This window comes from Pseudomonas sp. Irchel s3a10, from assembly GCF_900187525.1.
Classification (GTDB): domain Bacteria; phylum Pseudomonadota; class Gammaproteobacteria; order Pseudomonadales; family Pseudomonadaceae; genus Aquipseudomonas; species Aquipseudomonas koreensis_G.
Genome location: NZ_FYDR01000008.1, coordinates 63,446 through 85,837 on the forward strand (window position 1 = coordinate 63,446; position 22,392 = coordinate 85,837).

General features: G+C 60.3%; 23 protein-coding genes and 2 pseudogenes. 23 read left to right on the plus strand and 2 right to left on the minus strand.

Annotated features, from left to right (window positions below; all coding sequences use genetic code 11):
• Positions 1-2: 2 nt before the first annotated feature.
• From CKW11_RS21760 to fliJ, 21 genes are all read left to right on the plus strand, one after another.
• A complete protein-coding gene (locus CKW11_RS21760) occupies positions 3-623 on the plus strand; it encodes a pseudaminic acid biosynthesis-associated methylase (protein ID WP_095139356.1) in 621 nt (206 codons plus the stop codon).
• Positions 620-1,315, plus strand: coding sequence for a pseudaminic acid cytidylyltransferase (gene pseF, locus CKW11_RS21765; RefSeq protein WP_095139357.1), 696 nt, complete (start codon positions 620-622; stop codon positions 1,313-1,315). The genes CKW11_RS21760 and pseF overlap by 4 nt, the downstream gene beginning before the upstream one ends.
• Positions 1,312-2,817 carry a UDP-2,4-diacetamido-2,4,6-trideoxy-beta-L-altropyranose hydrolase gene (pseG, locus tag CKW11_RS21770; RefSeq protein WP_095139358.1) on the plus strand — a complete coding sequence of 502 codons (1,506 nt, stop codon included), beginning with the start codon at positions 1,312-1,314 and terminating at the stop codon, positions 2,815-2,817. Before pseF ends, pseG begins: the two co-directional genes overlap by 4 nt.
• Complete coding sequence (pseI, locus tag CKW11_RS21775) at positions 2,810-3,862, plus strand: pseudaminic acid synthase (protein ID WP_095139359.1); 1,053 nt, start codon at positions 2,810-2,812, stop codon at positions 3,860-3,862. The genes pseG and pseI overlap by 8 nt, the downstream gene beginning before the upstream one ends.
• Positions 3,863-4,089: 227 nt before the next feature.
• On the plus strand, positions 4,090-5,016 hold the full coding sequence (locus CKW11_RS21780; protein ID WP_027614228.1) for a ketoacyl-ACP synthase III: 927 nt from the start codon (positions 4,090-4,092) through the stop codon (positions 5,014-5,016).
• A gap of 86 nt (positions 5,017-5,102) precedes the next feature.
• Positions 5,103-6,392: a motility associated factor glycosyltransferase family protein gene (locus CKW11_RS21785; protein ID WP_095139360.1), complete on the plus strand. Its 1,290-nt coding sequence runs from the start codon at positions 5,103-5,105 to the stop codon at positions 6,390-6,392.
• The gene (locus CKW11_RS21790) at positions 6,389-6,661 is read left to right on the plus strand and encodes a hypothetical protein (protein WP_095139361.1); all 273 of its coding nucleotides are present in this window, start codon (positions 6,389-6,391) and stop codon (positions 6,659-6,661) included. Before CKW11_RS21785 ends, CKW11_RS21790 begins: the two co-directional genes overlap by 4 nt.
• Before the next feature lie 237 nt (positions 6,662-6,898).
• Positions 6,899-7,759: a flagellin domain-containing protein gene (locus CKW11_RS21795; protein WP_007958307.1), complete on the plus strand. Its 861-nt coding sequence runs from the start codon at positions 6,899-6,901 to the stop codon at positions 7,757-7,759.
• A gap of 73 nt (positions 7,760-7,832) precedes the next feature.
• Positions 7,833-8,192 carry a flagellar protein FlaG gene (locus CKW11_RS21800; RefSeq protein WP_095139362.1) on the plus strand — a complete coding sequence of 120 codons (360 nt, stop codon included), beginning with the start codon at positions 7,833-7,835 and terminating at the stop codon, positions 8,190-8,192.
• An 83-nt stretch (positions 8,193-8,275) separates the two neighbouring features.
• Positions 8,276-9,748 carry a flagellar filament capping protein FliD gene (gene fliD / locus CKW11_RS21805; RefSeq protein WP_095139363.1) on the plus strand — a complete coding sequence of 491 codons (1,473 nt, stop codon included), beginning with the start codon at positions 8,276-8,278 and terminating at the stop codon, positions 9,746-9,748.
• Between the two features lie 129 nt (positions 9,749-9,877).
• Positions 9,878-10,276 (plus strand): flagellar export chaperone FliS, encoded by a 399-nt coding sequence (fliS, locus tag CKW11_RS21810; protein WP_095139364.1) that lies wholly within the window; start codon positions 9,878-9,880, stop codon positions 10,274-10,276.
• An 11-nt stretch (positions 10,277-10,287) separates the two neighbouring features.
• Positions 10,288-10,584, plus strand: a complete 297-nt coding sequence (locus tag CKW11_RS21815; RefSeq protein ID WP_095139365.1) for a flagellar protein FliT — start codon at positions 10,288-10,290, stop codon at positions 10,582-10,584.
• A gap of 172 nt (positions 10,585-10,756) precedes the next feature.
• Positions 10,757-12,232, plus strand: coding sequence for a sigma-54 dependent transcriptional regulator (locus CKW11_RS21820; RefSeq protein ID WP_003222863.1), 1,476 nt, complete (start codon positions 10,757-10,759; stop codon positions 12,230-12,232).
• 125 nt (positions 12,233-12,357) lie between these two features.
• Positions 12,358-13,551 (plus strand): PAS domain-containing sensor histidine kinase, encoded by a 1,194-nt coding sequence (locus CKW11_RS21825; RefSeq protein WP_177409043.1) that lies wholly within the window; start codon positions 12,358-12,360, stop codon positions 13,549-13,551.
• Positions 13,552-13,556: 5 nt separating this feature from the next.
• Positions 13,557-14,948: a sigma-54 dependent transcriptional regulator gene (locus tag CKW11_RS21830; protein ID WP_095139367.1), complete on the plus strand. Its 1,392-nt coding sequence runs from the start codon at positions 13,557-13,559 to the stop codon at positions 14,946-14,948.
• Between the two features lie 251 nt (positions 14,949-15,199).
• The gene (fliE, locus tag CKW11_RS21835; protein ID WP_025111944.1) at positions 15,200-15,529 is read left to right on the plus strand and encodes a flagellar hook-basal body complex protein FliE; all 330 of its coding nucleotides are present in this window, start codon (positions 15,200-15,202) and stop codon (positions 15,527-15,529) included.
• Between the two features lie 15 nt (positions 15,530-15,544).
• Positions 15,545-17,332, plus strand: coding sequence for a flagellar basal-body MS-ring/collar protein FliF (gene fliF, locus CKW11_RS21840; protein WP_095139368.1), 1,788 nt, complete (start codon positions 15,545-15,547; stop codon positions 17,330-17,332).
• Positions 17,325-18,344 (plus strand): flagellar motor switch protein FliG, encoded by a 1,020-nt coding sequence (gene fliG / locus CKW11_RS21845; RefSeq protein ID WP_016771079.1) that lies wholly within the window; start codon positions 17,325-17,327, stop codon positions 18,342-18,344. The genes fliF and fliG overlap by 8 nt, the downstream gene beginning before the upstream one ends.
• A gap of 4 nt (positions 18,345-18,348) precedes the next feature.
• A complete protein-coding gene (fliH, locus tag CKW11_RS21850) occupies positions 18,349-19,155 on the plus strand; it encodes a flagellar assembly protein FliH (protein ID WP_095139369.1) in 807 nt (268 codons plus the stop codon).
• The gene (gene fliI, locus CKW11_RS21855; protein ID WP_007966241.1) at positions 19,145-20,503 is read left to right on the plus strand and encodes a flagellar protein export ATPase FliI; all 1,359 of its coding nucleotides are present in this window, start codon (positions 19,145-19,147) and stop codon (positions 20,501-20,503) included. The genes fliH and fliI overlap by 11 nt, the downstream gene beginning before the upstream one ends.
• A 6-nt stretch (positions 20,504-20,509) precedes the next feature.
• Positions 20,510-20,959: a flagellar export protein FliJ gene (gene fliJ / locus CKW11_RS21860; protein WP_095139370.1), complete on the plus strand. Its 450-nt coding sequence runs from the start codon at positions 20,510-20,512 to the stop codon at positions 20,957-20,959.
• Between the two features lie 35 nt (positions 20,960-20,994).
• On the opposite strand, the gene CKW11_RS21865 is transcribed toward fliJ, so the two are convergent.
• On the minus strand, positions 20,995-21,342 hold the full coding sequence (locus CKW11_RS21865; RefSeq protein WP_095139371.1) for a hypothetical protein: 348 nt from the start codon (positions 21,340-21,342) through the stop codon (positions 20,995-20,997).
• 136 nt (positions 21,343-21,478) lie between these two features.
• Between CKW11_RS21865 and CKW11_RS21870 the strand changes: the two are divergent.
• A pseudogene (locus tag CKW11_RS21870) lies at positions 21,479-21,592 on the plus strand (flagella biosynthesis chaperone FliJ); the annotation flags it as partial.
• A gap of 35 nt (positions 21,593-21,627) precedes the next feature.
• On the opposite strand, the gene CKW11_RS21875 reads toward CKW11_RS21870, so the two are convergent.
• On the minus strand, positions 21,628-21,981 hold the full coding sequence (locus CKW11_RS21875; protein WP_095139372.1) for a hypothetical protein: 354 nt from the start codon (positions 21,979-21,981) through the stop codon (positions 21,628-21,630).
• Positions 21,982-22,117: 136 nt separating this feature from the next.
• Here CKW11_RS21875 and CKW11_RS21880 point away from each other — a divergent pair.
• A pseudogene (locus CKW11_RS21880) lies at positions 22,118-22,231 on the plus strand (flagella biosynthesis chaperone FliJ); the annotation flags it as partial.
• Positions 22,232-22,392: the final 161 nt, after the last annotated feature.

A 22,392-nucleotide genomic window follows, 5' to 3' on the forward strand; every position in this document is an offset into this window, starting at 1 on the left:
TAATGCGTGATCTGAGTGAGCAGGAAAAATTCTGGCAGGGCGATTTCGGCAACCAGTACGTGGATCGCAACGTCGGGCAGCCGTTGGTGGCGGCCAATCTGGCGTTGTTCGCCAAGGCCCTGAGCCGCGCCGGGCGCATCGACAGTGTGGTTGAGCTGGGCACCAATGCCGGCAACAACCTGCAGGCGCTGCGTCAACTGTTGCCGCGCAGTGAATTGTTCGGTGTCGAGATCAACCAAAGCGCCTGCGCGCAGGCGCGGGCACTGGGCATCGCGCAGATCTGGCATGGCTCGCTGTTCGACTTTCCGCGCGAGCGCAGCTATGACCTGACCCTGAGCAAAGGCGTGCTGATCCATCTGGCGCCGGAGCTGCTGCCGACTGCCTACGCGCAGTTGTATGCGTTGAGCCAGCGCTACATCCTGATCGCCGAATACTACAATCCGGCGCCGGTGGAAGTGTCCTATCGCGGCAACAGCGGCAAGCTGTTCAAGCGCGATTTCGCCGGGGAAATGCTCGACCGGTATGCCGATCTGCACTTGCTCGATTACGGGTTTGGTTATCACCGTGATCCGCAATTCCCGGTAGACGATATCACTTGGTTTCTGCTGGAAAAACGTCCTTGAACAGCGTCGCAATCATCCCGGCCCGTGGCGGCAGCAAGCGCATCCCGCGCAAGAACCTGTTGCCGTTCGACGGCGTGCCGATGATTGTCCGCTCGATCCGTACGGCGCTTGACAGTGGCCTGTTCGAACAGGTCGTGGTCAGTACCGATGACACCGAAATTGCCGAGCTGGCGCTGGCCCATGGTGCTCAAGTGCCGTTCCTGCGCCCGGCCGAACTGGCGGATGATTTCACCGGCACCGCTGCGGTGATCGAGCATGCCTTGCAACAATTGCCCGCGTTCGATTACGCCTGCTGCGTGTACGCCACGGCGCCGTTGTTGCAGGCGCGCTTCCTGCGGCAAGGATTTGAGCTGCTGCAGCAGCACCCGGACAAAGCCTTTGCGTTCTCCGTGTGCAGCTTTGGTTTCCCGGTGCAGCGGGCGCTAACGGTGGACGGGCAGGGCGCATTGACCGCGTTGTATCCGGAATTTCGCAACACCCGCTCGCAGGATCTGCCTGAAGCTTTTCAGGACGCCGGGCAGTTTTACTGGGGTCGTAGCGAGGCGTGGTTGCGCGGCGAGGTGTTGTATTCAAGCGCCAGCCTGCCGGTAATTGTGCCGCGGCATCTGGTGCAGGACATCGATACGCTGGAAGACTGGAAGCGCGCCGAGTATCTGTACGCCGCGCTCAAGGCCGGCGGAGAGCTGCAATGAGAGTGCTGATCCGCGCTGACGCTTCGCCAGCCATCGGCAGTGGCCACATTGCCCGCTGCCTGACGCTGGCGCGAGTGCTGCGCAAGCAGGGCAGTCATGTCGCGTTTGCCTGCCGGCGGTTGCCAGGGCATCGGCTCGATGCCTTGGCTGCCGAAGGTTTCGAGACCTTCGCCTTGCCGGACGTCTACCCCGACGAAGACCCGCAGCAAGCCATCGAATCGATGCTGCCGTGGCAGGCGGATATCGAGGCGCTGGACGCCTTGCTGGCAGGTCACGCCGCATTCGACTGGATCATTGCCGACCACTACGGCCTCGATCATCAGTGGCAGACCGCCGCCCGGCGTTGGGCGCCTCGGATCGCGGCGGTGGACGATCTCGCCACCCGCCGTTACAGCGTTGATCTGCTGCTGAATCAGAACCTGTCCGGTCTCAGCGAAAACTATGCGCCGTTGCTGCCCGCCGATTGCCGCACCTTGCTCGGCCCGCGTTACGCCATGCTGCGTGAAGAATTCGTCTGCCCGGCCATCGAGATCAAACCCAAGGCCCGCCAGGTGCTGGTGAATTTCGGTGGTTTCGACGCGGCGATGCAGACCCATCACGCGATGTTGGCACTGAAGGATTTTACTGAGCTGGAAGTGGATTTCGTCGCCGGTGCGGACAACCCGGCGTGGGCGCAAATGCAGGCCTTGGCCGAAGCACGGCCGCATTGGCGCCTGCACAGTTTCGTCAGCGATTTCCAGCAGCGCATGACCGCGGCCGATCTGTTTATCGGCGCCGGTGGCGGCACCAGTTGGGAGCGTGCAGCCCTCGGCCTGCCGACGATCTGCATCGCGGTATCGAACAACCAGCAAGCCAACGGCGAAGTCATGGCCGCGGCGGGGGCGCATGTGTCCATGGGCGCCCGCGAGCAGGTCAGCGTCGAACAACTGCGCGACGCCATCGGTTTTGTCGTCGACAATTTCTATCTGCGCCAGAGTCTGGCCGAGCGTTCACGCCAATTGGTCGATGGGCGCGGTGCGTTGCGCGTGGCGGCGGCGCTGGCCGGTGCGGTGCTCAAGCTGCGCCCGGCGACCCTCGATGATGCGCAATTGTTGTTCGACGGGCGCAATGCCGAGGCTGTGCGGCGCTGGTCACTGGACACGGCTGTAATCGAATGGCCGCAGCACCTGAGCTGGCTGAATGCGAGCCTGCGCAATCCACAGCGTCTGCTGTTGATTGCCGAGGCCGATGACGGCGCGGTCGGCGTCTTGCGTTATGACTTGCGCGGCTTTGAGGCTGAAGTGTCGCTGTATTTGCTGGAAAGCCGGCTGGGTCTCGGTTGGGGCAGGGCGCTGCTGGCGCGAGGTGAGGCGTTCGTCCGCGAGCACTGGCCGCAGATGACCGCCATCACCGCTCAGGTCCTGCCGGGCAATCGTCCGTCTTTGAATGTGTTTCGTGACGCCGGATTCACTCAGAGTGCCTGCGCGTTCACCAAGGTTTTGAAGGATCACCGCGATGAGTAGTTTCAAGATTGGCGAACGTCTGATCGGTGCCGATGCGCCACCGTTCATCATTGCCGAAATGAGCGGCAACCATAACCAGTCACTGGAGGTGGCCCTGCAAATCGTCGAGGCCGCCGCCAAGGCTGGCGCGCATGCCTTGAAGTTGCAGACTTACACCGCGCAGACCATGACCCTGGATCTGGCCGAGGGTGAGTTTTTCATCAAGGACCCGAACAGCCTGTGGGCCGGCACTTCGCTGTACGACCTGTACGAGAAGGCCCACACGCCGTGGGAGTGGCACGCGCCGATTTTTGCCCGGGCCAAAGCGTTGGGCATGCTCGCGTTCTCGACGCCGTTCGATGACACAGCGGTGGAGTTTCTCGAAAGTCTCGACGTCCCGGCGTACAAAATCGCCAGTTTCGAAAACACCGATCTGCCATTGATCCGCCGTGTGGCCGCGACCGGCAAACCGCTGATCATCTCCACCGGCATGGCCAGCATCGCCGAGCTCGACGAAACCGTGCGCGCCGCCCGCGGGGCAGGGTGCAAGGACCTGGTGCTGCTCAAATGCACCAGCACTTACCCGGCAACCCCGCTCAACAGCAATGTGCGCACGATCCCGCATCTGCGTGAACTGTTCGGTTGCGAGGTGGGGCTGTCCGATCACTCTATGGGCGTTGGCGTGTCCGTGGCCGCCGTGGCACTTGGGGCGACGGTGGTGGAGAAGCACTTCACCCTCGACCGTTCGGCAGGTGGGGTCGATACCAGTTTCTCGCTGGAGCCGGCGGAACTGGCCAGCCTGGTGGTGGAAACCGAACGCGCCTGGCAGGCCATGGGCCAAGTGCATTACGGCGTCACCGAGGCCGAGCGCAAGTCGCTGGTCTATCGCCGCTCGCTGTACGTCACTGCCGACATGGCGGCCGGTGAAGCCTTTTCCGGGGACAATCTGCGCGCCATTCGCCCAGGTCTCGGTCTGCCGCCCAAGCACACCGATGCCGTCCTCGGTCGCCGCGCTCGCCAGGCGATCAAACGTGGCACGCCGCTGGACTGGTCGTTGGTCGAATAACCCGATCTGCACCCGATTCGGCAAAATAGCGTGACCTGCGAGTCATAACGCGCATCTTCACTGTATTGTATTGACCGGGGAGATGGCGCCTGGCCGTGTAATCGGTTCCAGTGATAGCCCTTTGCGCTCCCCGTGGCTGCCCTTTGTGGCGGCCGTTTTCTGTTTGTCGGCGCCCCTCGAATCCTTGCGAGCGGTGGTTTTGGGCTGTTTTTTATTGGGAAGCCGTAATGATTGGCATAAAAAGCATTGCGAGCTACGTTCCTGTAGCCGGCGTGGACAATTACGCACAAGGTGCAAAATTCGAGAAGGATGAAGAGTTCATCCTCGGTAAAATCGGCTCTGCCTTCCTGCCGCGCAAAGACGCTGAGCAGGAAACCTCCGATCTGTGCGTGGAAGCGGCCAATGCGCTGTTTGCCAGCAACCCTGAACTGAAGCGTGAATCGATAGACGCACTGATCGTCGTCACCCAGAACGGTGACGAAGAAGGTCTGCCGCACACCGCTGCGATCGTCCAGGACAAGCTCGGTCTGCCGACAAATGTTGCGGCGTTCGACATTTCCCTGGGCTGCTCCGGCTACGTCTACGGCATCTACGCGATCAAGGGCTTCATGGAAGCCGCCGGCCTGAAGAACGGCCTGCTGATCACCGCTGACCCGTACTCGAAAATCGTCGACCCGGAAGACCGCAACACCACCATGCTGTTCGGCGATGCCGCCACGGCGACCTGGATGGGCGAAGACCCGGCCTGGGCGCTGGGCAAGGCCAAGTTCGGTACCGACGGATCCGGCGCACCGCACCTGAAAGTCACCGATGGCGTGTTCTTCATGAACGGCCGTCAGGTGTTCAACTTCGCATTGCTCAAAGTCCCGGCGCATTTGCACGAACTGCTCGACGACTCCGGCCTCAAGGCTGACGACATCGACGCCTTCTGCATTCACCAGGGCAGTGCGGCGATTGTCGATGCGGTGGCGCGCCGTTTCGAAGGTGAACCGGAGAAGTTCATCAAGGACATGGTCGAGACCGGCAATACCGTGTCGTCGAGCATCCCGCTGCTGCTGGAAAAACACGTACTCGATTCCGACTGGCAGCGCATTGCCCTGAGCGGTTTCGGTGTCGGTCTGTCGTGGGGCTCGGCGATCATCTATCGTCCTTGAGTCCGGGCAAAAACGGCGGATACAAAAATAGCGTTCAAGGTTACCCTTGAGCGCTATTTTTTTGCCTGAATGGAGCGCTAGGCGGCATGAGCGAGTTTTTCCAACCCAACGCCCAGGTCATCCAGCAACGCTGGCCGGCGTTGTTCGAGCGGTTGATGGCGGAAGATACCTCGGTCGTTCATGCCGAGCTGGTGCAGGGATTGGGCTCGACGCTCAGCGTTAATGGCATTCAACTGACCAGTCGCCACGACCGGGTCCACGAAGCCCGACTCCAGGCCGCCAGCCTGGCGCAAAAACCACAGTTGCATGTCTATGGCACAGGCCTCGGTGATCTGCCAACGGTGCTGCTGGAGCGTGCTGGCCTTGAGCAGTTGTACGTGCATGTCCTCAATGGCGCGTTGTTCGCGCTGGTGCTGCAACTGCTCGATCAACGGCAATGGCTGGAAGATCCGCGCGTGCAGCTGTTCTATGCCGGTGATCTGTCAGACATCTGCACACCGTTTTTCGCCCTGCCGGCGGAGATGCTGCTGGCTGATGATTTCAACGCGAAGATCCGCGATCGGCTGGTCAGCGAAGTGCACCTGAGCTTTAACAATCGTGAGTTCGATCCAAACCTGCCGTTCATTCAACAGCGTTTGCAGGACTGTCTGCCGGTGTTGCTGGGTGATGACGATGTGGCGCAATTGTTCGGGACTGCCAAGGGCCGGGAAATCTACGTGATCGGCACCGGGCCGACGCTGGAAGGGCATTTCCAGCGCCTGGCGGCGGTGCACGCGCAGGCTGAGCGTCCGTTATTGTTGTGTGTCGATACGGCTTACCGGCCGCTGCGCGAACACGGCATCGTCCCGGATCTGGTGGTCACCATCGATCAGCGCATCAGCTTTCGGCATTTGCCGTTCGAGAACTCCGCTGGTATCCCGCTGGTGTATCTGCCAATGAGCGATCCTGCAGTGCTCACCGCCTGGAAGGGCAAGCGCTACGGCGGTTACTCGGCCAGCCCGGTTTACGACGCGTTGCGCGAGCAATATCCGCGTGGGCAACTGCATGTCGGTGGCAGCGTGATTCATCCGGCGGTGGACCTGGCGGTGAAGATGGGCGCGTCGCGCATTACCCTGTTCGGCGCCGATTTCGCCTTCCCGATGAACAAGACCCATGCCGGCTGGAGCGACGGTGATCTGGGGCCTGGGGTCGATCAGGCGCGGCATTGGGTGCAGGACGGCCATGGCCAGCGGGTCAGCACCCAACTGAACTTCCGCGGTTATCTGTGTGTACTGGAGCGCTACATCGCCGCGCATCCGCACGTGCAATTTTTAAACAGCAGCCGGGCGGGCGCAATGATCGCCGGGACGCAGTTCAATCAGGAGTTCGTGCAATGACGACGATTGAGCAGTGTCTGGAGAAATCTCGGCAGTGCGCCGGGCTGTTTCGTCTGGGGCGTGATGTCGAGGCGGCGCTGGATATGGTCGAGGTGTTCGAGAGCGCGCAACAGTTGCTGATAGCTGCGCCTGCGCCGATTCAGCAGGAGTGGGCCTTTGTACTCACGCACATGCTCGATTGTCAGGAGCGTCAGGACTGGTTGGGGCTGGCTGACTGGATGGAGTACGAGTTGATCGAAGTGTTGCAAAAAGCACGATCGGCAAAGTGAGCGACCGCACTGGCCCGCGGCTTTACGTGCGGGTCGGTTTTATGGCGTCATTTTTTCGCAGGTGGAAGGGCGCTAAGCCCTTGTTTTCTCGGGGGTGGCAGGGTGATGGCAAATTTTTTTCAAAAAGCCCTCAAGCAACCTGCCAACCCGACGATAACTATTACGAAGGTTCTCTAGGCCATTCCAGGCGGTTGCCAGGGCCGGAAGCCGCAGTACCCAACCAACGAGGAATTCGTCATGGCTTTAACAGTAAACACCAACACCACGTCGCTGAACGTTCAAAAGAACCTGAACCGCGCTTCCGACGCTCTGTCGACTTCGATGCAGCGCCTGTCTTCCGGCCTGAAAATCAACAGCGCAAAAGACGACGCTGCTGGCCTGCAGATCTCGAACCGTATGTCTTCGCAGATCCGTGGTAACACCCAAGCCATCCAGAACGCCAACGACGGTATCTCCGTTGCCCAGACCGCTGAAGGCGCTCTGCAAGCTTCGACCGACATCCTGCAGCGTATGCGTGAACTGGCTGTTAAAGCACGTAACGGCACCAACGGCACTGCTGACCAGACCGCAACCAACGCTGAATTCGCTCAGATGTCTGACGAAATCACCCGTATCTCGGCTGCTACCAACCTGAACGGCAAAAACCTGCTGGACGGTTCGGCTGGTACTGTGACTCTGCAAGTTGGCGCAAACACCGGTTCGGCTAACCACATCGACCTGGTACTGAGCTCCAAGTTCGACGCCGTCAGCCTGTCCGTAGGCAGCGGTACTGTAGTTCTGACCGGTACCACCGGTACTGGCGCTGGTTCTGCTTCGCAGAACATCGACAACGCAATCACTGCAATCGACGCTGCTATCGCTGCAATCGGTGCAACTCGTGCCAGCCTGGGTGCTTCGCAAAACCGTCTGACCAGCACCATCCAGAACTTGCAGAACATCACCGAGAACACCACTGCTGCACAAGGTCGCGTACAAGATACCGACTTCGCCGCAGAGACTGCTAACCTGACCAAGCAGCAAACCCTGCAACAGGCTTCGACCTCTGTTCTGGCTCAAGCCAACCAACTGCCTTCCGCTGTACTGAAGCTGCTTCAGTAATTTCGGAATGAGTTTGGGCGGGAGGGTGCGCTGGTCGCGCTCTCTCGCTTTTTTACGTTAGGAGGTGATGAGCATGGACATGAGCGTAAAGCTTAACGTGTCTTATCCGGCTCCCAAGCCAGCGACGCCTGTTGCTGATAAGCCGTCGGAGACGCCAAAGGCTGCACCGGCCGAGGCACCGGTTGCTGACAGGAAAAGTCAGCAAGCGGATGACGCCAAGTTGAAACTGGCCGTGCAAGAGATCGAGAAGTTCGTTCAATCGATCAAGCGTAACCTGGAGTTCTCGATCGACGAGCACTCTGGCAAGGTCATCGTCAAGGTGATCGCAAGCGAGACGGGTGAGGTGGTACGCCAGATCCCCTCCGCAGAAGCACTCAAGCTCGCAGACAGCCTCGCCAACGCAAGCCATGTGTTGTTCGACGCCAAAGTCTGATAGCTGGCATGAATAGTGTTTGTCTTTCTTGAATGACGCCTGGATGGGTCAAAAGTCTGGCAACAATCTGAAGGGAGATGCACATGGCAAGTCCAATTCTACCGGGTTCCGGACTGGGTTCCGGCCTGGACATCGGCGCGATCGTGACCGCGCTGGTCAACGCCGACAAGTCGCCGAAGCAGACGCAGATCGATTCCGCGACCAAGACCAATACCCTGAAGATTTCCGGTGTCGGCACGTTGAAGAGTGCGCTGACCGCGTACCAGACGGCGATGACCAACCTGGGCAGCAAGACCAACCCGGCGTTTGCCGGTTTCACGGCGACCTCGAGCAACACAGCGATTCTCGGCGCCACCTCCGATAACACCGCGGTGTCGGGGACTTACAACGTTGTTGTCAACCAATTGGCCACTGGCTCGAAAGTTGCCAGCGCTTCTTTCGCCGGCGGTGCTGCCAGTGCCATTCCGAGTGGTACCCTGAAAATCAGTCAGAATGGCACTGATTACAATGTCACGATCCCGGCCAATGCAACCTTGCAGAGCACCCGTGACGCGATCAACACGGCTCAGGGCGCCAATGGCATTTCTGCCAACATCGTGACCGACAGCAGCGGTGCTTCACGCCTGGTGATCAGCTCGAACAAGACGGGCGCAGGTACCGACCTCTCTGTCAGCGGGATTGCCGGTCTGGAGATCGACGGTACCCAGCCGATGGGTACTAATCCGGCGGCAGGCGCCTCTGGCAACGTCAATGGGCCTGCGCAAGATGCCAAGGTGACCATCGACGGCCTGCAGGTTTCCAGCAAGAGCAATACGGTCAGTGGTGCAATCAGCGGCCTGACCCTGAATCTGACCACTGTCAGCCCTGTCGTTGGTGGCGTTGCCACGCCGACCGTTGTCAGCGTCGATACCAACACCAAAGGGCTGCAGGCCTCGGTTCAGGCGTTTGTTGACGCATACAACACCCTGAAGACCACCATCGACACGCTTTCCAAGGCTACGCCTGATGAGGACGGCAAACTGACAGTGCAGGCGGCGTTTACCGGTGACTCGCTGCCGCGCTCGCTGATCGCCGACATCCGTGGCCAGTTGACTGCTCCTGGTGCTGGTGCAAAAGGTGCTTTGTCCTATCTGTCGGAGATCGGTGTGATGACCGACCGCAACACCGGCAACCTGACATTTGATACTGCTGCGTTCACCAAAACCATGGCTCAGCCCGGCAAGGCTGGCCAGGTGCAGCAGATGTTCACCGGGACCGACGACACCAACGGTCTGCTGGCACGCATGAACAAGGCGGTGGAACCGTATCTGAAGGCGCCTGCCGGTAGCGCCCCTACTGCCGTAGGCCTGCTTGATCAGCGCATGTCCATCCTGAACAACAACACCAAGAGCCTGACCAGCCAGCAATTGGCGCTGGATCTGCGTGTGGCCAACCTGACCAAGACGTTGACTGCGAAATACAACGCCATGGACTTGCTGGTTGGGCAGATGAAGGCGACGGCCAGCAACATCACGTCGTTCTTCAGCTCGCTGAACGCTCAGCAGTCCGCGAAGTAACCTGCAATAACGACAAAAACCCGGCTACGCTTTATCGGCGTGCGCCGGGTTTTTGTCTTTTGATCTAAAGTTCTGTGATTCGTTGGCGATACACTGGTTATACGAGTCATTGTGGCAATGAGGTAGAACATGAACCCAATGTTAGCCCTTCGGCAATATCAGAAAGTCGGTGCGCACGCCCAGACCTCCGAGGCGAGCCCGCACCGTCTGGTGCAAATGCTGATGGAAGGCGGGCTGGCCCGCATCGCTCAGGCCAAGGGTGCCATCGAGCGCAAGGATATTCCTGGCAAGTGCACCTCGATCAGCAAGGCCATTGGCATTGTCAGCGGGCTGCGCGAAGGTCTGGATCTGGAAAAGTGTGCCGATGAACTGGCCGATCTGGACGGGCTGTACATCTACATGATGAAGCGTCTCGCCGAGGCCAACATCAACAGCGATCCGCGCATTCTCGACGAGGTTGCCGGCTTGCTGAGCACGGTAAAAGAAGGCTGGGATGCCATCGCCCCCGAGCTTGCTCCGCAGTTTTGAAGGAGAGCACCATGAGTCTTGTATTGCAGCGAATCGCCGATACCCGTGAGGCGCTGGTCAGTGCGCTGGCCGAACGCAACTGGGAAGCCATTGGCGAGCTGGATCTGGCTTGCCGTTCCTGCATGGAAGACGTCATGGTCGAGGCCTCGCTGGATGAGGAGGCCTTGCGCAGTAACCTTGAGGAGTTGCTCCATGTCTACAAGGAGCTGCTTGAGGCGGCAATGGGTGAGCGCCAGGCGATAGCCAACGAGATGTCGCAGATCACCCAAGCGCAAAAGGCGGCAAAGGTTTACCATCTGTTTGGTTAATTAACCCCCAGTTAATCCAGACATGTGCGCCATAAATTTGACTGTGCACGGTTTTTTGACTTAACTAGTGGCTGTTTTCAGATTTCAGGCGTCTACAGGCACAAGGTGTCCTGCAAGCGTCTCGCTTGCCCCATTTTTCGGGCATTGAGTTGACTAGGGAAGTTGCTATTGCATGTGGCGTGAAACCAAAATTCTGCTGATCGATGACGATAGCGTCCGCCGCCGCGACCTGGCGGTGATCTTAAATTTTCTCGGCGAAGAAAATTTACCCTGCGGCAGCCATGACTGGCAGCAGGCTGTCGGCTCTTTGTCATCGAGTCGTGAGGTCATCTGTGTACTGATCGGGACGGTAAATGCTCCGGGTGCACTTTTGGGCTTGTTAAAGACACTCTCGACGTGGGATGAGTTCCTTCCGGTTTTGCTGATGGGCGATAATTCTTCCGTCGACCTGCCGGAAGACCAGCGCCGCCGCGTGCTTTCGACTCTGGAAATGCCGCCCAGCTACAGCAAACTGCTCGACTCCCTGCACCGTGCCCAGGTCTATCGCGAGATGTACGACCAGGCTCGCGAGCGCGGCCGTCATCGCGAGCCCAACCTGTTCCGCAGCCTCGTCGGCACCAGCCGGGCGATCCAGCACGTCCGTCAGATGATGCAGCAAGTGGCTGATACCGACGCCAGCGTACTGATCCTCGGCGAGTCCGGCACCGGCAAGGAAGTGGTTGCGCGCAACCTGCATTACCACTCCAAGCGTCGCGACGCGCCGTTCGTGCCAGTCAACTGCGGGGCGATCCCGGCAGAGCTGCTGGAAAGCGAACTGTTCGGCCACGAGAAGGGCGCCTTCACCGGCGCGATCACCAGCCGTGCCGGACGTTTCGAACTGGCCAACGGCGGTACGCTGTTCCTCGATGAAATCGGCGACATGCCGCTGCCGATGCAGGTCAAATTGCTGCGCGTGCTGCAGGAGCGCACCTTCGAGCGCGTGGGCAGCAACAAGACCCAGAGCGTCGACGTGCGCATCATTGCCGCGACCCACAAGAATCTCGAAAGCATGATCGAGATCGGCACCTTCCGCGAAGACCTCTACTATCGCCTGAACGTGTTCCCGATCGAAATGGCGCCACTGCGTGAGCGCGTCGAAGACATCCCGCTGCTGATGAACGAACTGATTTCGCGCATGGAGCACGAAAAGCGCGGTTCGATCCGTTTCAACTCGGCAGCGATCATGTCGCTGTGCCGCCACGGCTGGCCGGGCAACGTCCGCGAGCTGGCCAACCTGGTGGAGCGCATGGCGATCATGCACCCGTACGGGGTGATCGGCGTGGTCGAGTTGCCGAAGAAATTCCGCTACGTCGACGACGAAGACGAGCAGATGGTCGACAGCCTGCGCAGCGATCTCGAAGAGCGTGTGGCGATCAACGGTCATACGCCGGACTTTACCGCCAATGCGATGCTGCCGCCGGAAGGCCTGGACCTGAAGGACTACCTCGGTGGTCTGGAACAGGGCCTGATCCAGCAGGCGCTGGACGATGCCAATGGCATTGTGGCGCGTGCTGCCGAACGCCTGCGCATTCGTCGCACTACGCTGGTGGAGAAGATGCGCAAGTACGGCATGAGCCGGCGCGAAGGAGACGAACAGGCGGATGATTGACGCCTGTTTTTCAACGCCTTCATTTATAAGCAGTTTTTTTTAGGCACGGGTATTGCTACATCCCTCGCAACGTTCCGTTTAACTGACGGTCAGCCAAGCGAGAGAACACAATGCCCCACGCCCAGATGTCATCTGCCTCCCATGCCGAGGGGCAACCGTCGTCCGTAGAGCAGGCGAGCCGTCAGGGTCTTGAGCACGCGTTCGCGCTGTTCAATCAGATGTCCAGTCAACTGACCGATTCCTACAGCATGCTTGAAGCCCGGGTTACCGAGCTCAAGGGCGAGCTGGCGGTGGTCAGTGCCCAGCGCATGCAGGAGCTGGCCGAAAAAGAGCGTTTGGCCAATCGTCTGCAAAACCTTCTTGATCTGTTGCCCGGTGGCGTTATCGTGATCGACGGCCACGGCATGGTGCGCGAAGCCAATCCCGCAGCGATCGACCTGTTGGGGCTGCCGCTGGAAGGCGAGTTGTGGCGCCACGTCATCGCCCGTTGCTTCGCCCCGCGTGAAGACGACGGTCATGAAATCTCGCTGAAAAACGGTCGACGCCTGTCGATCGCCACCCGCTCGCTGGATGCCGAACCGGGCCAGTTGGTGTTGCTCAACGACCTGACAGAAACCCGCCACCTTCAAGATCAACTGGCGCGCCATGAGCGTCTGTCGTCGCTGGGACGCATGGTCGCCTCGCTGGCCCATCAGATCCGCACGCCGTTATCTGCCGCGTTGCTCTACGCCAGTCATTTGACTGAGCAGGAATTGCCTGTCGCCACCCAACAGCGCTTTGCCGGCCGCCTCAAAGAGCGCCTGCATGAGCTGGAGCATCAGGTGCGCGACATGCTGGTGTTCGCCCGTGGCGAGTTGCCGCTGACCGACCGCATCACCCCGAATGCCTTGATGCAGTCGCTGCAAGCGGCGGCGCTGACCCATGTGCAGGATCTGCCAATCCGCTGGCAGTGCGACAGCCATGCCGGCGAACTGCTGTGCAACCGCGACACCTTGGTCGGGGCGATTCTCAATCTGATCGAAAACGCGATTCAGGCCAGCGATGGCAACGTGCGCCTGAAGGTGCATTGCTACACCCGCGACAACAGCCTGCGCCTGTGCGTCAGCGACAGCGGCAGCGGCATCGAGCCGCTGGTGCTTGAGCGCCTTGGCGAACCGTTTTTCACCACCAAAGTCACCGGCACCGGGCTGGGCCTGACCGTGGTCAAGGCAGTGGCCCGGGCACATCAGGGAGAATTGCAGTTGCGCTCGCGGGTCGGGCGCGGCACGTGCGCGCAGGTGATCCTGCCGCTGTTTTCCGCTGTACACGGAGCTGAGTAAACGTCATGGGCATCAAGGTTTTGCTGGTCGAGGATGACCGCTCGTTGCGCGAAGCGCTGGCCGATACGCTGTTGCTGGCAGGCCACGACTACCATGCAGTCGGCAGCGCCGAAGAGGCGTTGCAGGCGGTCGAGCGCGAAGCGTTCAGTCTGGTGGTCAGCGACGTCAACATGCCCGGCATGGATGGCCATCAACTGCTCGGTTTGCTGCGTGCCCGGCAGCCGCAATTGCCGGTGCTGCTGATGACTGCACACGGCGCGGTCGAGCGTGCGGTGGATGCGATGCGTCAGGGCGCAGCGGATTATCTGGTCAAGCCGTTCGAGCCCAAGGCTCTACTGGACCTGGTGTCGCGACATGCCTTGGGCAGCATCAGCACCACAGATTGCGAAGGTCCGGTGGCGGTCGAGCCGGCCAGCGCGCAGTTGCTCGAACTGGCGGCGCGGGTGGCGCGCAGTGATTCCACAGTGCTGATCTCCGGCGAGTCCGGCACCGGTAAGGAGGTGTTGGCGCGTTATATCCACCAGCATTCCCATCGTGCCAATCAGCCGTTCATTGCGATCAACTGCGCGGCGATTCCCGACAACATGCTCGAGGCCACGCTGTTCGGCCACGAGAAAGGCTCGTTCACCGGTGCCATCGCGGCGCAGGCCGGCAAGTTCGAACAGGCCGATGGCGGCACCATTCTGCTCGACGAAATTTCCGAAATGCCCCTGGGCCTGCAAGCCAAGTTGCTGCGGGTGCTGCAGGAGCGTGAAGTCGAGCGCGTCGGCGCGCGCAAGCCGATCACCCTGGACATTCGCGTGGTCGCCACCACTAACCGTGATCTGGCCGGCGAAGTGGCGGCGGGGCGTTTCCGTGAAGACCTTTTTTACCGTCTGTCGGTTTTCCCCCTGGCCTGGCGTCCACTTCGCGAGCGCACTGCCGATATCTTGCCGCTGGCCGAGCGATTGCTGAACAAACACGTCAATAAAATGAAGCACGCGGCGGCGAAGCTCTCGCCGCAAGCCCAGGCTTGTCTGACGGGTTACCCATGGCCGGGCAATGTGCGTGAGCTGGATAACGCGATTCAACGGGCGCTGATTCTGCAGCAGGGTGGTTTGATCCAGCCGCAGGATTTCTGTCTGACCGGCGCAGTGACTTACACCGCTGCGCCGGTCGTTGCGCCGCTGCAGCCGTTGGTACGCGAGATCGAAGTCGAGGCCGAATCGGCCGGCGCGCTGGGCGATGACCTGCGGCGCCGGGAGTTTCAGATGATCATCGACACCCTGCGCACCGAACGTGGCCGGCGCAAGGAAGCCGCAGAAAAGCTCGGTATCAGCCCGCGCACCCTGCGCTACAAGCTGGCGCAGATGCGCGATGCGGGAATGGATGTCGAAGGCTATCTGTTCGCCACCTGAAACTCGCCGCAGGTCAATTGTGGGAGCGGGCTTGCTCGCGAAAGCGCAGGGTCAGTTGCGAACATGTCGACTGACTCTCCCTCTTCGCGAGCAAGCCCGCTCCCACAGTGATTTCGCGGTGCCTGCACCTGACGCGGTGCCTTGATGGGCTTTTATAGAATAAGTCCGCCGAGCTGGCACCCTTGTTGCTAACACCTGTGTACCCGCCGAGTGAGTGTCAAAAAATTGCGGGCCGCCCAAGAGAGTAGACCATGAGCCAAGGTATTGAATTTAATCGGTTGATGATGGACATGAAGGCCATGAAAATGGACGCCATGGCCACGCCGAAATCGACTGCCGCCGTCCCAGAACTGGCAGGCAGCAGCTTTTCCGACATGCTCGGTCAGGCCATCAATAAAGTCAGCGATACCCAGCAGGCGTCGACTCAGTTGGCCAACGCATTTGAAATCGGCAAGAGCGGCGTCGATCTGACGGACGTGATGGTCGCCTCGCAAAAAGCCAGCGTGTCGTTCCAGGCTCTGACCCAGGTGCGCAACAAACTGGTTCAGGCTTATCAAGACATCATGCAGATGCCGGTTTAAGGACGAGATTGAGTCATGGCAGAAGCAGTCGCCGATAACGTTCCGGCCAAGGCCACCCCGATAGACGGCAAACCGCCGCTGTTCGGCCTGTCCTTCCTGGAAAACCTCTCCGAGATGACCATGCTGCGTCAGGTGGGCCTGTTGGTCGGCCTGGCTGCGAGCGTGGCGATTGGCTTTGCCGTGGTGCTGTGGTCGCAGCAGCCGGATTACCGTCCGTTGTACGGCAGCCTTGCCGGCATGGACGCCAAGCAGGTCATGGATACCCTGGCCTCCGCCGACATTCCCTACACCGTCGAGCCGAACTCCGGCGCCTTGCTGGTCAAGGCCGATGACCTGTCCCGTGCGCGCCTCAAGCTCGCGGCCGCTGGTGTCACTCCCAGCGACGGCAACATCGGTTTCGAAATCCTCGACAAGGAACAGGGTCTGGGCACCAGCCAGTTCATGGAAGCGACCCGCTACCGTCGTGGTCTGGAAGGCGAACTGGCGCGCACCATCTCCAGCCTGAACAACGTCAAGGGCGCTCGCGTGCACCTGGCGATTCCGAAAAGTTCGGTGTTCGTGCGTGATGAACGCAAGCCAAGCGCTTCGGTACTGGTCGAGCTGTACTCCGGGCGTTCGCTGGAGCCGGGTCAGGTGGTGGCGATCATCAACCTGGTGGCGACCTCCGTTCCTGAATTGAGCAAATCGCAGATCACCGTCGTCGATCAGAAGGGCAACCTGCTCTCCGATCAGGCAGAGAACTCCGAAATGACCATGGCCGGCAAGCAGTTCGATTACAGCCGCCGCATGGAAAGCATGCTCACCCAGCGCGTACACAACATTCTGCAGCCGGTACTGGGCAACGATCGCTACAAGGCTGAAGTCTCGGCCGACGTCGATTTCAGTGCCGTCGAATCCACCGCCGAGCAGTTCAACCCGGACCAACCGGCGTTGCGCAGCGAGCAGTCGGTCAATGAACAACGCACCGCCAGCAATGGCCCGCAAGGTGTGCCGGGTGCCCTGAGCAACCAGCCACCGGCGCCAGCCTCGGCACCGCAAACCACCGGTGGCGCTGCAGCGCCGGCCGGCATGATTCAACCCGGCCAGCCACTGGTGGATGCCAACGGTCAGCAGATCATGGACCCGGCCACCGGCCAGCCGATGCTCGCGCCGTACCCGGCGGACAAGCGTCAACAATCCACCAAGAACTTCGAGCTCGACCGTTCCATCAGCCACACCAAACAGCAGCAGGGTCGCCTGAATCGGCTGTCGGTGTCGGTGGTGGTCGACGATCAGGTCAAGGTCAACGCGGCCAACGGTGAAACCACCCGTGCGCCGTGGAGCGCCGACGAACTGGCGCGCTTCACCCGTCTGGTGCAGGACGCGGTCGGCTTCGATGCCAGCCGTGGCGACAGCGTCAGCGTGATCAACATGCCGTTCTCCGCCGAGCGCGGTGAAGTGATTGCCGATATTCCGTTCTACTCCCAGCCATGGTTCTGGGACATCGTCAAACAAGTGCTGGGTGTGTTGTTCATCCTGGTGCTGGTGTTTGGTGTGCTGCGTCCGGTGTTGAACAACATCACCGGCGGCGGCAAAGGCAAGGAGCTGGCCGGTCTGGGCAGCGACGTGGAACTCGGTGGCATGGGCGGCCTGGACGGCGACCTGGCCAACGACCGCGTGAGCCTCGGTGGTCCGCAGAGCATTCTGTTGCCGAGCCCGAGTGAGGGTTACGACGCACAACTGAATGCAATCAAGAGCTTGGTGGCCGAGGATCCGGGTCGCGTGGCTCAGGTCGTGAAAGAGTGGATTAACGCAGATGAGTGATAACCGAGCCGCAACCGTCAAACTGACCAAGGTCGACAAAGCCGCGATTCTGCTGCTGTCCCTGGGTTCGACCGATGCCGCGCAAGTGCTGCGCCACATGGGCCCCAAAGAGGTTCAGCGTGTCGGTGTGGCCATGGCCCAGATGGGCAACGTCCATCGCGAGCAGGTCGAGCAGGTCATGAGCGAGTTCGTCGACATCGTCGGCGACCAGACCAGCCTCGGCGTCGGCTCCGACGACTACGTGCGCAAAATGCTCACCCAGGCGCTGGGTGAAGACAAGGCCAACGGCCTGATCGACCGCATCCTGCTCGGTGGCAACACCAGTGGCCTCGACAGCCTGAAATGGATGGAGCCGCGCGCTGTTGCCGACGTGATCCGTTACGAACACCCGCAGATCCAGGCCATCGTGGTGGCGTACCTCGACCCGGATCAGGCCGGTGAAGTACTGGGCAACTTCGACCACAAGGTGCGTCTGGACATCATCCTGCGCGTCTCGTCGTTGAACACCGTGCAACCGGCCGCCCTGAAAGAGCTGAACCAGATTCTCGAGAAGCAGTTCTCCGGCAACTCGAATGCCTCGCGCACCACCCTGGGTGGCATCAAGCGTGCGGCGGACATCATGAACTTCCTCGACAGCTCGATCGAAGGCCAGCTCATGGACTCGATCCGCGAAGTCGACGAAGACCTGTCCGGTCAGATCGAAGACCTCATGTTCGTGTTCAACAACCTGGCCGATGTCGACGATCGCGGCATTCAGGCGCTGTTGCGCGAAGTGTCTTCCGACGTGCTGGTGCTGGCCCTCAAGGGTTCGGACGAAGGCGTCAAAGAGAAGATCTTCAAGAACATGTCCAAGCGTGCGGCCGAACTGTTGCGCGACGACCTCGAAGCCAAAGGCCCGGTGCGCGTCAGCGACGTGGAAACCGCGCAGAAAGAAATCCTCACCATTGCCCGTCGCATGGCCGAAGCCGGCGAGATCGTGCTCGGTGGCAAGGGCGGCGAGGAAATGATCTAAGCCCATGGACAAGCATGACGAGTCAGTGACGGATCTGATCCGCGCCCGCGATGTTCGTGGTTTCGAATCCTGGGCGCTGCCCAGCTTCGATCCGCCGAAACCGGAACCCGAGCCGGAACCGGAGCCCGAACCGCCGGAAATGGAAGAAGTGCCGCTGGAAGAAGTCCAGCCACTGACCCTGGAAGAACTCGAAAGCATCCGTCAGGAGGCTTACAACGAGGGCTTTGGCATCGGCGAGAAGGAAGGTTTTCACAGCGCCACGCTCAAGGTGCGTCAGGAGGCCGAAGTAGCGCTGGCGGCGAAACTCGCCAGCCTCGAGCAACTGATGGCCCACCTGTTCGAGCCGATTGCCGAGCAAGACACCCAGATCGAAAAGTCGCTGGTCGACCTCGTGCAACACATCACCAAACAGGTGATCAAGCGCGAACTGGCCATCGATTCCAGCCAGATCGAACACGTCATGCGCGACGCGCTCAAGCTGCTGCCGTTGGGCGTGGACAACGTGCGTCTGTACGTCAATCCGCAGGACTTCGAGCAGGCCAAGGCCTTGCGCGAGCGTCATGAGGAATCCTGGCGCATCGTCGAAGACGACTCGCTGCTGCCGGGCGGTTGCCGGGTTGAAACCGAGCACAGCCGCATCGACGCCAGCATCGAGACCCGCGTGACCCAAGTCATGGCCAAACTGTTTGACCAGTTGCACGAACAGGCTCTGCACCCGGCCGCGCCGGACCTGAGCCTGGACATTCCTGAAGAAAGCCAACTGGCGGCTGCGCCGCAAGAGCCGCTCGCGGACACCTCCGATGCGCCTTGAACGCACCAGTTTCGCCAAGCGCCTCAGCACCTATGCCGACGCCACTGAAATCGCCGGCGCGCCGATTCTCGAAGGCCGCCTGCTGCGTATGGTCGGCCTCACCCTCGAAGCCGAAGGCCTGCGCGCCGCCATGGGCACGCGCTGCCTGGTCATCAATGACGACAGCTATCACCCGTCCCAGGTGGAAGCGGAAGTCATGGGCTTCTCTGGCAGCAAAGTCTTTCTGATGCCGGTCGGCAGCGTCGCCGGCATTGCCCCGGGCGCCCGCGTGGTGCCGCTGGCCGAAACCGGTCGCCTGCCGATGGGCATGAGCATGCTCGGTCGTGTACTCGACGGCGCCGGACGCGCGCTGGACGGCAAGGGCGGGATGAAGGCGGAGGACTGGGTGCCGATGGACGGCCCGACGATCAACCCGCTGAACCGCGACCCGATTCACGAACCGCTGGACGTCGGCATCCGTTGCATCAACGGTTTGCTGACGGTCGGGCGTGGTCAGCGTCTGGGCCTGTTCGCCGGTACCGGTGTCGGTAAATCGGTGCTGCTGGGCATGATGACCCGCTTCACCGAGGCCGACATTATCGTCGTCGGTCTGATCGGTGAGCGGGGTCGAGAAGTTAAAGAGTTCATCGAGCACATTCTCGGTGAAGAAGGCCTCAAGCGTTCGGTGGTCGTCGCCTCGCCGGCGGACGATGCGCCGCTGATGCGTCTGCGCGCGGCCATGTATTGCACGCGCATCGCCGAGTATTTCCGCGACAAGGGCAAGAACGTCCTGTTGCTGATGGATTCGCTGACCCGTTTCGCCCAGGCCCAGCGGGAAATCGCCTTGGCCATCGGTGAGCCGCCTGCGACCAAGGGCTATCCGCCCTCGGTGTTCGCCAAACTGCCGAAACTGGTGGAGCGCGCCGGTAATGCGGAGAAGGGCGGCGGTTCGATCACTGCGTTCTACACCGTATTGTCCGAGGGCGACGACCAGCAGGATCCGATTGCCGACTCGGCGCGGGGCGTGCTCGACGGCCACATCGTGTTGTCCCGGCGTCTGGCCGAAGAAGGGCACTACCCGGCCATCGACATCGAAGCGTCGATCAGCCGGGTGATGCCGGCCGTGGTCTCGGCGGAGCACATGCAGCGCGCGCAGTACTTCAAGCAGCTGTGGTCGCGCTATCAGCAGAGCCGCGACCTGATCAGCGTCGGCGCTTACGTCGCCGGTGGCGACCGCGAGACCGATCTGGCGATCTCGCTGCAACCGCAACTGACCCGCTACCAGCGGCAGGGCCTGAACGACAAGATCAACATGGGCGAGAGCCAGGCTTACCTCGAAACCCTGTTCGCGCCTGCGGCGGGTGGGTAACCGGCCATGGCCGTGAGTCGCGCAGCACGTCTGGCACCGGTGGTGGAAATGGCCGAACAGGCCGAGAAAACCGCCGTGCAGCGCCTGGGTTACTTTCAGGGTCAGGTCAAAGTCGCTGAAAGCAAACTCGCCGACCTCGACGCCTTTCGACTGGATTATCAGGAACAGTGGATCGTGCGCGGCAGCGACGGGGTTTCCGGGCAATGGCTGCTGGGCTATCACGGCTTTCTGGCACAACTGGACACCGCGATCGACCAGCAGCGCCAGAGTCTGGTCTGGCACCAGAACAACCTGATCAAGGCGCGCGACGCCTGGCAGCAGGCATTCGCCAAAGTCGAAGGCCTGCGCAAACTGGTGCAACGCTACCGCGAAGAGGCGCAACGCCTCGAAGACAAGCGCGAGCAGAAGCTGCTGGACGAGTTGTCGCAGCGCTTGCCGCGGCACGATCCGTATTAACGTGCCGCAGCAGTAGTGCTAGAGGATGGTCTGAGTCATTTGTCCAATATTTCGAAATTCAACGTTCTGGAAATACCCAGAAGCCTGGAGTGACGTATTACGGTGAAGAACGCCTGTATCTGTTTGCCCACAAACATCGAATGATTGCCACTGTCGATATATTTAGGGAATTCAAAACTATCAGCTGTGGGTGTAAGCATATCTAAGAAGGGATAGCCGATGTCGGCCATAAGGTAAAACATAAGTAAGTCGCCGTTTTGACCAGGGTAGCGCGAGATAACGGCGGATTTCCGAGATGCGTATTCTGCGTATGTGATGATGGTTGGTGACGCGGTGTTATGCAGGGACGGTTTTTCGAAAAGTTCAACTTTAGGCGATTTCATGATGCAGTCCTTTGACCTGAGCGCAGCGAAATTGCTGCCGCTTGATTAAGGGCTATGCCTCTTTCCTCGGTCTACTGTCAGATCTGACAGTGGCGACAAGCGGCAGTCGCGGAGTGGCTGCAGGGCCTCGGTTCTCCTGCGCAAACGGGTGCAGCGCTACCGCGAAGAGGGGCAAGGCATCGAAGACAAGCGCGAGCAGAAGCTACTGGACGAGTTGTCGCAGCGCTTGCCGCGGCACGATCCGTATTAACGTGCCGCAGCAGTGGTGCTAGAGGATGGTCTGAGTCATTGGGCTAATATTTCGAACCTGAGCATTGCGGAGAAACCCACGAATGTAGAGTCACGGGTTACGACGAAGAACGCATGTACTTGTTTGCCCTCAAGTTCCGAAAACCTGGTGCGGTCGACGTCCGTGCCCCATAGCTCCTGCTCACGATAGATCTCAATAACATCCAGGCTGGGGTAGGGGGTGTCGGCTATAAGGTAAAGCGTAAGTGTTTCGCCTATTTTATTAGGGTAGCGCGCCACCACGGTGCATTTGCGATTTCTACCCAGGAATTCATCGTAGGTCATGATGTGTGGTGACTGGGTGTTATGCAGGAACGGTGCTTCGAAAAATCCAACTTTAGGCGAGTTCATGATGCAGTCCTTTGACCTGAGCGCAGCGAAATTGCTGCCGCTTGATTAAGGGCTATGCCTCTTTCCTCGGTCTACTGTCAGATCTGACAGTGGCGACAAGCGGCAGTCGCGGAGTAGCTGCAGGGCCTCGGTTCTCCTGCGCAAACGGGTGCAGCGCTACCGCGAAGAGGCGCAACGCCTCGAAGACAAGCGCGAGCAGAAGCTGCTGGACCAGTTGTCGCAGCGCTTGCCGCGGCACGATCCGTATTAACGTGCCGCAGCAGTAGTGCTAGAGGATGGTCTGAGTCATTGGGCTAATATTTCGAACCTGAGCATTGCGGAGAAACCCACGAATGTAGAGTCACGGGTTACGACGAAGAACGCATGTACTTGTTTGCCCTCAAGTTCCGAAAACCTGGTGCGGTCGACGTT